Genomic DNA, 12924 nt, shown 5'->3' with positions numbered 1-12924 from the left:
AACCAGTCCTTCTGAAACCGATGAAGTCCCCGCTGGAAATCGGCGAGCCGGAGAATGGAAGACAAGGTCAGGACGCCATGGATGGCGGACTGAGGCGAACCGAGACAGGACGTCGAGTTTCGCCGTGCCGCAGGCTGGAGTTCGTAGGCGAGCGCAGTGCGAAGCACCGATTTCCCTGCGGGGCCGCGGGGATTGTTAAGGGGGATGCGGTTATCCCCCTTAACACGTTCACCGGTGAAGGGTCTTCATATTCCGCCTGACGTATAGTGAACGGAACCCTTCTCCAAACTAACATATCTTCTGCCACTAAGAATTTGACTAATAACGTCAGCCCCCCACCCGGGAAGCATTTTCCGCCAAGTCCTCCAGCCCTCTCAGGCTGTACAGTAACCCCTCAGAAGTATTCACCTGATCAATATATTTATAAGAAGTCCCGTGCAATGAAGAACGTGTTTTTATTGCTGGCCGCAGCCGCTCTGCTTTCAGGCTGCGTCTATAACAGCAAAATGTCTACCGGCGGTGAACAACTCCAGCATCACCGTTTTGTACTTGAAAGCGTGAATGGCAAAACCGTCAATAGCAATGGCGCCCCACTCGAAGTGAGCTTTGGTGAGAAACAGCCGCTATTAAATAACATTTATCTCTCCGGCGAGATGTGTAACCGCTTCTCCGGAACCGCAAAAATCAGCAACGGTGAACTCAAAGCCTCCGAACTGGCAATGACCCGTAAGCGTTGTAGCGACGCGCAGCTAAACCAGCTCGACGCGACGCTCAGCAGCATGCTTCGCCAGGGAGCCCAGGTCGATTTAACTGAACATCAGCTGACGCTGGCAACTGCCGATCAGACGCTGACCTTCAAACTCGCCGACCTGGTGAGTTAACACTCAATAGCTACCGCAGCTTCCCGCCGCCAATGATTGCTCGCTGCAACGTTTACCGTTTGGCAGCGCGCACATGCCAATGCTGGAGCCATCCAGCTGGCGGGCGGCGGAGAGTGACCCACCGATCATCGCGCAGTTTGCTTCGCCTGAGCTGGACATTGCCGCTCTCATCCCTGGCGTTACGTGCGCCGCCGTGGCCTGCTGGGCAGGTTCACTGCTACACGCGGATAATAAAAGCGCCGCACACCCGACAAAAAAAGCAGCTCGCATCACTTCCCTCCGAATCGCAAAAATAGGAACAAACCTATGCATCATAGGCAGCGCAGCCGCGCTCGTCGAGAGAGGAAGCGCGCATTTATGCACCTTAGAAACATTTTCTGGCAATTTTGTGGCTAAAAACATTCGCGTCATTGATATAGACGCGCCCCAAGGACACAAAAGCAAAAATGATTCAGCGCGGGGTTTGCTAAACTTCACCTAACATCATCGACAAGAGCGATGTGTCTATTAAGGATAAATTTCCGGCCTTCGGTACGCCCGTGGGCCACTTTTCTGCGCAATGTAAGGTGTCATAACCAATGATCACAACTGACGGTAATGGTGCGGTCGCCTCGGTAGCGTTCCGAACCAGTGAAGTCATCGCCATTTACCCGATCACGCCGAGTTCAACGATGGCCGAGCAGGCCGATGCCTGGGCGGGGAATGGACTTAAAAACGTGTGGGGCGATGTCCCACGCGTGGTCGAAATGCAGTCTGAAGCCGGCGCCATTGCCGCCGTGCACGGCGCGTTGCAAACCGGTGCGCTGTCGACCTCTTTCACCTCATCGCAGGGTCTGCTGCTGATGATCCCTACGCTTTACAAACTGGCCGGTCAGCTGACCCCGTTTGTCCTGCACGTCGCTGCCCGTACCGTCGCGACCCACGCGCTGTCGATTTTCGGTGATCATTCCGACGTCATGGCTATTCGCCAGACCGGCTGCGCGATGCTGTGTGCCGGTAGCGTTCAGGAAGCGCAGGACTTTGCGCTGATTTCACATATCGCCACGCTGAAAAGCCGCGTGCCGTTTATTCACTTCTTCGACGGTTTCCGCACTTCGCACGAAATCAACAAAATCGTGCCGCTGTCGGATAACACCATTCGCGACCTGCTGCCGCAGGATGAAATCACCGCACACCGCGCCCGCGCGCTGAACCCGGAACACCCGGTGATTCGCGGGACTTCCGCAAACCCGGATACCTACTTCCAGTCTCGCGAAGCCACTAACCCGTGGTACAACGCGGTATACGATCACGTTGAGCAGGCAATGGCTGATTTCGCCGACGCGACTGGCCGTCACTACAAACCGTTCGAGTACTATGGCCATCCGCAGGCCGAACGCGTGATTGTCATCATGGGCTCCGCCATCGGTACCTGTGAAGAGGTGGTGGATGAACTGCTGACCCGCGGCGAGAAAGTCGGCGTGCTGAAAGTGCGTCTCTATCGTCCATTCTCCGCCCAGCATTTACTGCAAGCACTGCCGGAAAGTGCGCGCAGCGTTGCCGTACTCGACCGCACCAAAGAGCCGGGCGCACTGGCAGAGCCGCTGTACCTCGACGTGATGACCGCGCTGGCGGAAGCGTTCAATCAGGGCGAGCGCGAAACCTTACCTCGCGTGATTGGCGGCCGCTACGGCCTGTCGTCAAAAGAGTTTGGCCCGGACTGCGTGCTGGCTATCTTTGATGAGCTGTCACAAGCGAAGCCAAAACCGCGCTTCACCGTCGGCATTTACGACGATGTTACCAACCTCTCCCTGCCGCTGCCGGAAAACACGCTGCCGTCGCGCGCGCGTCTGGAAGCGCTGTTCTACGGCCTTGGTAGTGACGGTAGCGTCTCAGCCACCAAGAACAACATCAAGATCATCGGTAACTCGACGCCGTGGTTTGCACAAGGTTACTTTGTCTACGACTCCAAAAAAGCCGGTGGCCTGACGGTTTCTCACCTGCGCGTGAGCGACACGCCCATTCGTTCCGCCTATCTGGTGGCGCAGGCCGATTTCGTTGGCTGCCACCAACTGCAGTTTATCGATAAATACCAGATGGCCGAACGCCTGAAGCCTGGCGGTATTTTCCTGCTCAACACCCCTTACAGCGCCGATGAAGTATGGGGGCGTCTGCCGCAGGAAGTGCAGGCCGTTCTGAACCAGAAAAAAGCGCGCTTTTACGTGATTAACGCGGCGAAAATCGCCCGTGAATGCGGGCTCGCCGCGCGTATCAACACCGTGATGCAGATGGCGTTCTTCCATCTGACGCAAATCCTGCCGGGTGACAGCGCGCTGATGGAACTGCAAAACGCCATCGCCAAAAGTTACAGCAGCAAAGGTCAGGATCTGGTTGAGCGTAACTGGCAGGCGCTGGCGCTCGCGCGCGAGTCGCTGTTTGAAGTGCCGCTACAGCAGGTTAACGCCGCCAGCCCGAACCGCCCGCCGGTGGTGTCCGACGCCGCTCCAGATTTCGTCAAAACCGTGACCGCCGCAATGCTCGCCGGGCTTGGCGATGCGCTGCCGGTCTCCGCACTGCCGCCGGACGGTACCTGGCCTGTGGGTACTACCCGTTGGGAGAAACGCAACATTGCCGAAGAGATCCCTATCTGGAAAGAGGATCTTTGTACCCAGTGTAACCACTGCGTCGCGGCCTGCCCGCACTCGGCGATTCGTGCCAAAGTGGTCTCCCCGGAAGAGATGGAAAACGCCCCGGCCTCCCTGCACTCTCTGGACGTGAAGTCCCGCGATATGCGCGGCCAGAAATACGTCCTGCAGGTGGCGCCTGAGGACTGCACCGGCTGTAACCTGTGCGTGGAAGTCTGCCCGGCGAAAGATCGTCAGGATCCAAGCATCAAGGCCATCAATATGATGTCCCGCCTGGAACACGTTGAAGAAGAGAAAGTGAACTATGACTTCTTCCTCGACCTTCCGGAAATTGACCGCAGCAAGCTTGAGCGTATCGATATTCGTACTTCGCAGCTGATTACCCCGCTGTTTGAATACTCCGGTGCCTGCTCCGGCTGCGGTGAAACGCCGTATATCAAACTGCTGACCCAGCTTTACGGCGACCGTATGCTGATTGCCAACGCCACCGGCTGTTCTTCTATCTACGGCGGCAACTTGCCTTCTACGCCGTACACCACCGATGCTAACGGTCGCGGCCCGGCGTGGGCCAACTCGCTGTTTGAAGATAACGCCGAGTTTGGTCTGGGCTTCCGCTTGACGGTCGATCAGCATCGCCAGCGCGTGATGCGCCTGCTGGACGGTTTTGCCGAACATATTCCGGCTGAGCTGAACGACGCGCTGCACGCCGATGCCACACCGGATGTCCGTCGCGAACAGGTCTCACAGCTGCGCAGCGCGCTGAAAGGTGTCGAGGGCGCAGAAGAGCTGCTGACCGATGCCGACGCACTGGTCGAGAAATCGATCTGGCTGATTGGCGGCGATGGCTGGGCCTACGATATTGGCTTCGGCGGCCTGGATCACGTGATGAGCCTGACCGAGAACGTCAATATTCTGGTGCTGGATACCCAGTGTTACTCCAACACCGGCGGCCAGGCCTCTAAAGCGACCCCGCTCGGCGCAGTCACCAAGTTTGGCGAGCACGGCAAGCGCAAAGCGCGTAAAGATTTGGGCGTCAGCATGATGATGTACGGTCATGTTTATGTGGCGCAGATTTCACTCGGCGCCCAGCTCAACCAGACGGTGAAAGCCATTCAGGAAGCCGAGTCTTATCCGGGCCCATCGCTGATCATCGCCTACAGCCCTTGTGAAGAGCACGGCTACGATCTGGCGTTGAGCCACGATCAGATGCGCCAGCTTACCGCGACCGGCTTCTGGCCGCTGTTCCGCTTCGACCCGCGTCGCGCTGATGAAGGGAAAATCCCGCTGGCGCTGGACTCTCGCCCACCGTCAGACGCGCTGGCAGAAACGCTGATGAACGAGCAGCGCTTCCGTCGCCTGAACAGCCAGCAGCCGGAAGTGGCCGAGCAGCTGTGGAAAGACGCGGCGGAAGATTTGCAAAAGCGCTACGACTTCCTCGCACAACTGGCCGGGAAGGCTGAGAAGACCACGCCGCAGGAATAAGTAGATTGACCAATAACCGCCTTCAACATGAAGGCGGTTTTTTTTGCATGTAAAATAACGGCCCATTTAGCCAGCACCGTTACATTTGTTTTTATGCACTCGATCACACTATTTAATCGGATATGTATAAAATACCTTCTTCTTATCCTTAACAAAGTTTCAGGAATAGTTTTATTACCGTGCGTCAGAATATTCTCCACACACAAAACCCCCTTCTCACTCCCCTTCATTTTTCATCATTTATTTAAATTCGCCAATCGCCACGCGCAAATTAGTCGCGCATTAATTGCGCAAGAACAGATGGCCATTCATCATCCAGGCCACGGTTTGACGTCAACGGTATTTTTGCTAAGCCCATGAAAAAAAGATCAAAACAGAGAAATAAAAAAAGCCCGAATGAGGGTTCGGGCTTGTCATTTCATGTGACGAAGAAGGTAAATGACACACGGCAACTTAAATACGTTGTGTGACAAAAAGGCATATAACGCAGATAGCTTACGGCAGCGAATATTCTTTGTATAATTTTTATTTTATATATTTCAATGATAAATATTCATGGAAATTATCATCGTTTCATGGGAATTATATTCTTTAGATTTTACTTATGTTGTAACAAATGTTATTTACCATCTCCGATAGGTCTCCTTTAGCATTGCCTTACTTCCTCCATTTGAGTGGAAGTGCGCGAATAAAAATACTAAAGGAATAATTTCAATGAACAGAAAAGTACTGGCCCTCGTTATCCCTGCGCTGTTAGCAGCAGGCGCAGCTCATGCCGCAGAAGTTTATAATAAAGACGGCAACAAATTAGACATCTATGGCAAGGTAGATGGTCTGCACTATTTCTCCAGCAACTCTGCACACGATGGCGATCAGTCATATTTCCAGGGTGGCTTTAAAGGCGAAACTCAGATTACTGACCAACTGGTTGGCTACGGCCAGTGGGAATATAAAGTCATGGCTAACCAGACCGAAAGCAATTCCGGGACTGGCTTTACCCGTCTGGGCTTTGCAGGTCTGAAATTCGGTGACTACGGTTCATTCGACTATGGTCGTAACTACGGCGTTCTGTACGACGTAGAAGGCTGGACTGATATGCTGCCAGAACAGGGCGGCGACACCTACACCAGCGCTGATAACTTTATGACCGGTCGTGCGAACGGCGTTGCTACTTACCGTAACAATGACTTCTTCGGTCTGGTTGATGGCCTGAACTTTGCACTGCAGTTCCAGGGTAAAAACGAAAGTCAGGGTACTTCTGACGACGTTGGTACTAACAACCGTAACTCACTGGCAGATGAGACTAGCATCGTTAACGGCCCTGCAAACAAAGCAAGCAACGATAAAGAAGTTCGTTACGACAACGGTGACGGCTTTGGCATGTCTACTTCCTATGACCTCGGCATGGGCTTCAGCGGTTCCGCTGCGTACGCGACCTCTGACCGTACTAATGATCAGATCACTCGTACAAGCGCTAAAGGCGACAAAGCCGATGCATGGACCGTTGGTCTGAAATACGACGCGAACAACATCTACCTGGCGACCATGTATGCGGAAACCCGTAACATGACCCCATACGGTGACAGCAACGGTGTTGCCGATAAAACTCAGAACTTCGAAGTAACTGCACAGTACCAGTTCGACTTCGGTCTGCGTCCAGAAATTTCTTACCTGCAGTCCAAAGGTAAAGACCTGGCTGCAACCAACCATGATGCGGTCAACCAGGGCGACAAAGATCTGGTTAAATACATGGATCTGGGCGCGACCTACTACTTCAACAAAAACATGTCCACCTACGTTGATTACAAAATCAACCTGCTGGACGGCAACGACAGCTTCTACGCTGACAACGGTATTGCTACCGACAACATCGTTGCGATGGGCCTGGTTTACCAGTTCTAATGCAACAAAAAACCCGCTGGCAACAGCGGGTTTTCTCTTTTATCACGCCAGCACGGCCTCACTGCACCGCGCTTTCTCCGTGAATCTCGCCCTTAAACCCGGTTTTGGCTATCGCCGCCAGCAACTGTTGGTTATCAAAATTCTCCGGCACCACCACCTCCGCCTGACGCGTTTTCAGCGATGCTTTCGCCTTAATCACTCCCTCGGTCGTACGTAGCGCCTGATTAATTGAAATCACGCACAGCGGGCAGTTCATCTCGCCGATATCAATGGTGACCAGCTTATCGGCGGCCCAGCCCAGCGGCGTAACGAGCATCAACGCCAGACATACTGCTTTTTTCATTCCATCCACTCCCAAATCCAGGGCAGAACATAAGGATAGGTGATAAGCGCCAGTACCAGCGGTACCGACAGCCAATAGAGCCACACCAGCACCCGACGGCTCACCACGTTGACGCATACCGGTTTCGGCGACAAATGCAAACGCCAGAACCCCCGCGCCATCAGCCCTACCGCAACGACGATCATTGGGAACTGCAGCCAGGGCGCGCCGGGAATACCCACCAGCCCCGCTGCCGAGATACCAAACAGCAGATACAGCAGCGGCCCAATGCAGCACAGGGTCGAGGCACCAGCGGCGACGATCGCCGCCAGTAGCGTCAGGACGCCGCCCTTAATGCTGTTCGACGCTGACATAGTCGTAGCTAAATGCCGCAGGATCGTAGAAGTTCAGCGGATCGCCATCCACCTCGGCGTACGGGTAGCCCAGGTTGTTAACGTCACCCTGCTCTGCCGCTGGCGACAGCGCAAAATCACGCGCGTGGTTGAAGCCCACCCAGTTCATCTCCCAGTTGCCAAACAGATAGTCGTTTACCGCCGTCACCGCCGGGTCGCCGTTCTCTTTTTTCTCGGTCAGACGCATTTTGGTGACGTCCGCCGGGTCGGCAGGCATCCAGCCGAAGCCGGCCAGCCAGAACATCGCGCGGCAGTGTTGGCCGCCGCTAACTTTTGCCACGCCCTGCGCATCGGCGCTGCCGAAGGCTTTTTTAGAGTAGCCGTCGAGCTTGCGGCTCGCGCCCAGACGAATACCGAACATTTCACGCGCCGGGATCCCGACCGCGCGGCACAGCGCCACAAATACCGAGTTGATATCGGTGCATTTACCGCCAAGCTTACCGGTTTTCAGGATCTCGCCCACGTCACCGGTACCGCAGCCAATCACCGCATCATCACGGTGCATATGCGTGCTCACCCAGTCATGAATCAGACGCGCCTGCTTCAGCGGCGCCTTTTCGCTGCCGATAATTTTCAGCGCAGTCTCTTTGACCAGACCATCAACGGGAATATGAGGAGTTGCCTGCAGGAACGGTTTGATCTCGTCAGGGATCACCGCGCCTTCCACCGGCAATTGCCAGTCGGCAAGACGGTTTTCTTTCAGCACTTCCCAATCGCGGGTTTCAATCTCCATGTCGACCTTAATTTCCAACGGGCCGCTGGAGGCAGGCCAGGTCACAAACAGGACTTTCGCCCCGTAGCGGTTATTGGCGTTGAGGGTAGCGCTTTGATAGTTGCCGCTAAAGGAGAGATCAAGCAGCTGCTGGAAGGCGGTATCTTCCGGGATGGGGATCCACAAATTGACCTTGCCGGAAGAACCCTGTGGGGCCTTAAGGCTGTAGGTCTGGGTCATCACGAAACGGCGTGATTTGCCGGAAGACGAGACGGCAGGCTTTGCGACGGCTTCGGTTTTAGCAAAAACCGGGCTCACCAGCCCAAGGGTGGAGAGTGCCGCGGCACCTTTCAGAAAGTTACGCCTTTCCATTGTGTTTCCTTCATCACCAGAAAAAGCTGGCGCTTAACCCCGCACCTGCGGAGGTTGGCCGCTATTATGCGGCTACGCATTCATCACCACAATGAATAACAGGGCATTAAAGGCGCGAAATGCCAAGCGGACGCCGGACAATGCGCCACTCGAGACCTATAATCTGGCATCGTGACAAAAATTGCGGGTATAATCCTCGCCATTATTCATCCTATTCAGAAGCGAAAATGACAAAACTTACCTTACAAGAGCAGATGCTAAAAGCGGGATTAGTCTCCAGTAAAAAAGTGGCCAAAGTTCAGCGTACGGCGAAAAAATCGCGCGTTCAGGCTCGTGAGGCAAGAGAAGCGGTCGAAGAGAATAAAAAGGCGCAGCTTGAGCGCGATAAATTGCTTAGCGAGCAGCAAAAACAGGCCGTGTTATCCAAAGAGTATAAAGCGCAGGTTAAACAGCTGATTGAAATGAACCGCGTCATGCCGGGCCGCGGCGATATTAGCTTTAACTTTACCGACGGCAGCATCATCAAAAAAATCACCGTCGATAAGCTGACGCAGACCCAGTTGATTAACGGGCGTCTCGCCATCGCGCGTCTGGCCACCCAGAGCAACGGTGAAAATGAATACGCAATTATCCCAGCGGTCGTGGCAGAAAAAATCGCTCAGCGCGATGCCAGCAGCATTGTTCTGCACAGCGCCCTAAGCCAGGAAGTGCAGGATGAAGACGATCCGTACGCTGATTTCAAAATTCCTGACGATCTTATGTGGTAAGCGCCATCTCGCGTACATCTGACCAAAAGCCCTCACGGGCTTTTTTAATGTCTAAAACGGGCTGGCATGACGCGCATTGACCGCTTCACCGCTGACGGGATGAACAAAATTCAGCTCGCTGGCGTGCAGCATCAGCCTGGTGGCATCCTCGGTGCCCGGCATCAGTAGTCCGCCGTACAGATCGCAACCTAAAATCGGATGACCCAGCTGCTGGCAGTGTATACGCAACTGATGCGTACGCCCGGTTTCCGGCGTTAAGCTGACTCGCGTCAGCGGCAACTGAGTTCCCTCTTTCCCCTGCTGGAAAAAACGCGCTTCAACCCGGTAATGCGACCGTGCCGGTTTTCCCTGCTGCGGGCAAATTGTCATGCGCGGAAATTGCGCCGGATCCTTAGCAATCGCCGCGTCAATAATCCCTTCGTCATATTCAGGATGGCCGCACAGCAGCGCGCTGTACACCTTCGTTACGCTACGCTGGCTGAACTGCTGACACAGCGCAGCGTTAATCGCTTTATTGCGCGCCACCACCATGAGCCCGGAGGTGCCAAAATCAAGACGGTGAACCAGCGTGCAGCCGGGAAACGCCTTTACCAGCCGATAGTGTACTGAATCGAGGTTCTGCGGATGCTTACCCGATAGGCTCAGCAACCCGCTGGGCTTATTGATAAGTAGCAAATGCGCATCTTCATAGAGGATTTCTATCTCGGCGGAGCACGGTGGAGCGATAAAGGTATCAACAATCGTAGACATCGGGCGACCAGCATAGCGAAGGAGTCAGGATCATAGCGAAATTCTCGCCCACTGGCGAATCCGCAGCGCTTTAGTGGCTCACACGCAAAACGTGCTGACATTCGTCGCCGTAATCCGTACCATACACGCCACACATTCGCTGATTCGCTTTTGACCGGTCAGCGTGAGACAGGTCTTTTATCGCAAATCAAATGGACGGGAAGACGCTGTGTTTGGCCTGAACTTCCATTTAGATTTTTGAGTAACCATTAAATGCAACAAAATCAAGAAATTAGCCAAAAAGAAAAATACAATCTGAACAAGTTACAGAAGCGTCTGCGTCGTAACGTGGGCGAAGCCATCGCTGACTTCAATATGATTGAAGACGGCGACCGCATTATGGTCTGCCTGTCCGGCGGTAAAGACAGCTACACCATGCTGGAAATTCTGCGCAACCTGCAGCAGAGCGCCCCTATCAGCTTCAGCCTGGTCGCGGTCAACCTCGACCAGAAACAGCCGGGTTTCCCGGAGCACATTCTGCCAGAGTATCTGGAGAAGCTGGGCGTGGAGTACAAGATTGTCGAAGAGAATACTTACGGCATCGTTAAAGAGAAGATCCCGGAAGGGAAAACCACCTGCTCGCTCTGCTCGCGCCTGCGTCGCGGCATTCTGTACCGCACCGCCACGGAGCTGGGTGCAACCAAGATCGCGCTCGGCCACCACCGTGACGACATCCTGCAGACGCTGTTCCTGAACATGTTTTACGGCGGCAAAATGAAAGGCATGCCACCGAAACTGATGAGCGACGACGGCAAGCATATTGTTATTCGCCCGCTGGCATATTGCCGCGAAAAAGATATTGAGCGTTTCTCTGAAGCGAAAGGCTTCCCAATCATCCCATGCAACCTGTGCGGTTCGCAGCCGAACCTGCAGCGTCAGGTGATTGCGGATATGCTGCGCGACTGGGATAAACGCTATCCGGGCCGCATCGAGACCATGTTTAGCGCCATGCAGAACGTGGTGCCATCGCACCTGAGCGATATCAACCTGTTCGATTTCAAAGGCCTGACTCACGGTGGCGAGGTGATTGACGGTGGCGATCTGGCGTTTGATCGGGAAGAGATTCCGTTACAGCCAGTAGGCTGGCAGCCGGAAGAAGAAGATGGTCAGTTGGATGAGCTGCGTCTGAACGTCGTCGAAGTGAAGTAATCTGCTTATCGCGTCTCAGGTCCGCACCTGAGACGCGTTATTCTGCGGTTATTTCAGCAGACGCACTCGGCACGCCTTGCCTTTGATTTTCCCTTTCTGCAGCAGTTTCCACGCCTGATGCGCCACGCCCTCGCGTACCGCCACGTAAACGTGTGCCGGATGAACGTCGATTTTACCGATATCTGCGCCCACCAGCCCAACATCACCGGTTAACGCCCCCAGCACATCGCCCGCACGCATTTTGGCTTTCTTACCGCCGTCGATGCACAAGGTCATCATTTCTGGCTCCAGCGGCACGATACGCGCCTTACCCGGCTCAGCGACCCAGTTGAGTTTAATTTGCAGCATTTCGGCGAGAATATTGGCGCGCTGCGCCTCTTCTGGCGCGCAGAAGCTGATGGCCAGCCCGCTGTTACCGGCACGCGCGGTACGGCCAATGCGGTGTACGTGCACTTCCGGATCCCACGCTAACTCGTAGTTCACGACCATCGCCAGCGATTTAATATCCAGACCGCGGGCGGCAACGTCGGTTGCGACCAGAATACGGGCGCTGCCGTTAGCAAAGCGCACCAGCGTCTGGTCGCGGTCGCGTTGTTCGAGGTCGCCGTGCAGAACAATGGTGCTCTGACCCGCGGCATTCAGTTCCTCAAAGACCGCCTGACAATCTTTTTTGGTGTTACAGAACACCACGCAGGACGCAGGCTGATGCTGGCTCAGCAGTTGCTGCAACAGCGCGATTTTACCGTGACGTGGCACATCGAAGAACTGCTGTTCAACGGCAGGCAACGCGTCAACGGAGTCAATTTCGATGGTTTCCGGCGAGCGCTGCACGCGGCCGCTGATGGCGGCTATTGCTTCCGGCCATGTGGCGGAGAACAGCAGCGTCTGGCGAGACGCTGGTGCAAAACGAATAACTTCATCGATAGCATCACTGAATCCCATATCGAGCATCCGGTCCGCTTCGTCCATCACCAGCGTTTGCAGCGCATCCAGAGAGACAGTGCCCTTTTGCAGGTGGTCAAGCAGACGGCCCGGCGTCGCTACAATAATATGTGGCGCATGCTGCAAAGAGTCGCGCTGTGCGCCAAACGGCTGGCCGCCGCACAGCGTCAGCACTTTAATATTCGGCAGATAACGGGCCAGACGACGTATTTCACCGGCGACCTGGTCGGCCAGTTCACGAGTGGGGCACAGCACCAACGATTGGGTCTGATAGAGACCTGCGTCCACGTGCTGAAGCAGGCCAAGACCAAATGCAGCCGTTTTACCGCTGCCGGTTTTTGCCTGCACCCGCACGTCCTTTCCCGCAAGGATAGCTGGCAGCGATGCCGCCTGTACCGGGGTCATTGAGAGATAGCCCAGGTCATTGAGATTTTCGAGTTGGGAAGCGGGCAGGATGTTCAGGGAGGCAAAAGCGGTCACGGTGTAGTTCTCACGAATTAGGGGCTGACGTTCAGCAGGCGCGTATCCTCGCAGATCTCGCCGCGGGATGCGACAACTAATCAACGAGT

11 protein-coding genes and 1 pseudogene are annotated in these 12924 nt (G+C 54.9%); 6 read left to right on the top strand and 6 right to left on the bottom strand.

Annotation, left to right across the window (positions count from 1 at the left end):
- The first annotated feature begins 440 nt into the window (after positions 1–440).
- Positions 441–881: a heat shock protein HslJ gene (hslJ, locus tag AB2B48_RS04805; protein ID WP_185666095.1), complete on the top strand. Its 441-nt coding sequence runs from the start codon at positions 441–443 to the stop codon at positions 879–881.
- A gap of 3 nt (positions 882–884) precedes the next feature.
- On the opposite strand, the gene AB2B48_RS04800 is transcribed toward hslJ, so the two are convergent.
- Positions 885–1151 carry a DUF333 domain-containing protein gene (locus tag AB2B48_RS04800; RefSeq protein WP_220439790.1) on the bottom strand — a complete coding sequence of 89 codons (267 nt, stop codon included), beginning with the start codon at positions 1149–1151 and terminating at the stop codon, positions 885–887.
- Positions 1152–1459: 308 nt separating this feature from the next.
- Here AB2B48_RS04800 and nifJ point away from each other — a divergent pair, with 308 nt between their 5' ends.
- Together nifJ and ompC are read left to right on the top strand one after the other, a co-directional pair.
- Positions 1460–4987, top strand: coding sequence for a pyruvate:ferredoxin (flavodoxin) oxidoreductase (nifJ, locus tag AB2B48_RS04795; RefSeq protein ID WP_368300964.1), 3528 nt, complete (start codon positions 1460–1462; stop codon positions 4985–4987).
- Between the two features lie 714 nt (positions 4988–5701).
- The gene (gene ompC, locus AB2B48_RS04790) at positions 5702–6889 is read left to right on the top strand and encodes a porin OmpC (RefSeq protein ID WP_368300963.1); all 1188 of its coding nucleotides are present in this window, start codon (positions 5702–5704) and stop codon (positions 6887–6889) included.
- Between the two features lie 58 nt (positions 6890–6947).
- On the opposite strand, the gene AB2B48_RS04785 is transcribed toward ompC, so the two are convergent.
- The 3 genes from AB2B48_RS04785 to AB2B48_RS04775 are packed head-to-tail and all read right to left on the bottom strand — an operon-like array spanning position 6948 to position 8708.
- Entirely contained in the window at positions 6948–7232 is a 285-nt protein-coding gene (locus AB2B48_RS04785) for a heavy-metal-associated domain-containing protein (RefSeq protein WP_368300962.1), read from the bottom strand.
- Positions 7229–7585 carry a hypothetical protein gene (locus AB2B48_RS04780; protein ID WP_368300961.1) on the bottom strand — a complete coding sequence of 119 codons (357 nt, stop codon included), beginning with the start codon at positions 7583–7585 and terminating at the stop codon, positions 7229–7231. Before AB2B48_RS04780 ends, AB2B48_RS04785 begins: the two co-directional genes overlap by 4 nt.
- Entirely contained in the window at positions 7563–8708 is a 1146-nt protein-coding gene (locus tag AB2B48_RS04775; protein ID WP_185666089.1) for a transglutaminase-like domain-containing protein, read from the bottom strand. The genes AB2B48_RS04780 and AB2B48_RS04775 overlap by 23 nt, the downstream gene beginning before the upstream one ends.
- Before the next feature lie 227 nt (positions 8709–8935).
- Between AB2B48_RS04775 and AB2B48_RS04770 the strand changes: the two genes are divergently transcribed.
- Positions 8936–9475, top strand: a complete 540-nt coding sequence (locus AB2B48_RS04770) for a DUF2058 domain-containing protein (protein ID WP_368300960.1) — start codon at positions 8936–8938, stop codon at positions 9473–9475.
- Positions 9476–9526: 51 nt separating this feature from the next.
- On the opposite strand, the gene AB2B48_RS04765 is transcribed toward AB2B48_RS04770, so the two are convergent.
- Positions 9527–10225 carry an RluA family pseudouridine synthase gene (locus tag AB2B48_RS04765; protein ID WP_368300959.1) on the bottom strand — a complete coding sequence of 233 codons (699 nt, stop codon included), beginning with the start codon at positions 10223–10225 and terminating at the stop codon, positions 9527–9529.
- Positions 10226–10312: 87 nt separating this feature from the next.
- Here AB2B48_RS04765 and AB2B48_RS04760 point away from each other — a divergent pair.
- Both AB2B48_RS04760 and ttcA read left to right on the top strand, forming a co-directional pair.
- Positions 10313–10381, top strand: a pseudogene (locus tag AB2B48_RS04760) (hypothetical protein); the annotation flags it as partial.
- Positions 10382–10477: 96 nt separating this feature from the next.
- Positions 10478–11413 (top strand): tRNA 2-thiocytidine(32) synthetase TtcA, encoded by a 936-nt coding sequence (gene ttcA / locus AB2B48_RS04755; protein WP_185666085.1) that lies wholly within the window; start codon positions 10478–10480, stop codon positions 11411–11413.
- A 48-nt stretch (positions 11414–11461) separates the two neighbouring features.
- Here ttcA and dbpA read toward each other — a convergent pair whose 3' ends face one another.
- Positions 11462–12835 (bottom strand): ATP-dependent RNA helicase DbpA, encoded by a 1374-nt coding sequence (dbpA, locus tag AB2B48_RS04750; protein WP_220439795.1) that lies wholly within the window; start codon positions 12833–12835, stop codon positions 11462–11464.
- Positions 12836–12924: the final 89 nt, after the last annotated feature.

It is taken from the genome of Kluyvera sichuanensis (assembly GCF_040930405.1).
Classification (GTDB): domain Bacteria; phylum Pseudomonadota; class Gammaproteobacteria; order Enterobacterales; family Enterobacteriaceae; genus Kluyvera; species Kluyvera sichuanensis.
Note: the sequence above shows the minus strand (reverse complement) of the source record. Positions and strands in the feature narration are given on the sequence as shown.